The sequence below is a fragment of the Falsiroseomonas algicola genome (assembly GCF_011040385.1).
GTDB classification, from domain to species: Bacteria; Pseudomonadota; Alphaproteobacteria; order Acetobacterales; family Acetobacteraceae; genus Falsiroseomonas; species Falsiroseomonas algicola.
The window spans coordinates 1-1,365 of sequence record NZ_JAAIKB010000051.1 but is presented as its reverse complement, the minus strand read 5'-3'; the positions used below and the strand labels follow the sequence as shown (position 1 = coordinate 1,365).

Below are 1,365 nucleotides of genomic sequence, written 5' to 3'. Positions count from 1 at the left end.
GCTACGGCATTCACACAACTCGGCTTGCGCAAGGTTGTTTGTGCTGATTCGCTGCTGTTAGAGGCGATGGAGCGGCATGATGTCGGGGTGTGTGGAGCTGGGCGGGTTTGGCGACCTGCGCCTGCAAAAAGGGGGGCCTTTTTGCATGCGCAGCTGGTGGCGCAGGCGGGGCGCGGGATCAGGGTTCGGCGTCTTGGCGGCAATCGGTCGGGTGAAATCCGGCTGACGCGCTGGCTGCGGAACCCGGCGGTGACGGTGCGGGAGATGGCGGAGACGGCGGCGGCGCGGACGGCGGAGCGCTGTGCTGGTCGGCATCTGCTGGCGATCCAGGACACGACAGTGGTGCGCTCGGAGGGTGGCGGCGGCGACTATCTGCATGCCGTGCTGGGCGTGGATGCGGCGGATGGGGCGATCCTCGGCCTGGTGGATGGCGTGTTCCTGCACCGCGAGGCTGGTCGCAAAGCGGGGCGGCGGGCACGGCCGGTGGCGAACAAGGAAAGCCAGCGCTGGCTGGAAGGCGCCTCACGCGCGGCAGCGGTGGGGGCCAGCGCCACGCGCGTCACGGTGATCGCGGACCGGGAGAGCGATATCTACGAGGCCTTCGCGCGCTGCCCGGGGAATGTGGACCTTCTGGTCCGCGCTGCGCAGGACCGCGCCCTGGAAGGCGACGAACGGCTGTTTGCCGCGATGGACAAGCAGGCAGAGGCGCTTCGCGTCGAGATCGATTTGCGGGCGCGGCCCGGACAGGCGGCGCGACAGGCGACGCTCGCGCTGCGCTTTGCCGCGGTGCAGGTGGCGCGGCCGCGCCATGGCCGCGTCGGCGATCTGCCAGCGACGCTCGGCCTGTATGTGGTGGATGCGCGAGAGGTGGAGGCGCCAGCGGGCGCCCCGCCGATCCATTGGCGGCTGCTGACGACGCAGACGGTATCGAATGGGGCCGAAGCGCTCGCGGTGACGGAACTCTACCGCAAGCGCTGGGCGATCGAGCAGCTGTTCCGCACGATGAAGACGCAGGGCTTCGACATCGAGGGGATCGAGGTCGAGGATGCCGCACCGCGCAATCGACTGGTGATGGCAGCCCTGGTGGCCGCCGTCACCGTGCAGCAACTGGTCCATGCGCGAGACGGCGGGCCCGGCCCGCTGCGCCCCGTGACCGACGCCTTCGAGCCCGATGACCTGCCGCTGCTCCGCGCCCACTGCCGAGCACTCGAAGGCAAGACCACCAAACAGAAAAACCCCCACCCCGAAGGCAGCCTCGCCTACGCCGCCTGGATCTGCGCCCGATTGGGCGGCTGGACCGGCTACTACGGCAAGCCAGGTCCTATCGTCATGCTCGACGGATGGACCCACTTCCAGGCCGGCAAA

1 protein-coding gene is annotated in these 1,365 nt (G+C 69.3%); it reads left to right on the top strand.

The genetic code is table 11. The features are described from left to right. Window positions 1–66: 66 nt before the first annotated feature. A partial coding sequence (locus G3576_RS30950; RefSeq protein ID WP_268888613.1) for an IS4 family transposase occupies window positions 67–1,365 on the top strand: 1,299 nt, incomplete at its 3' end.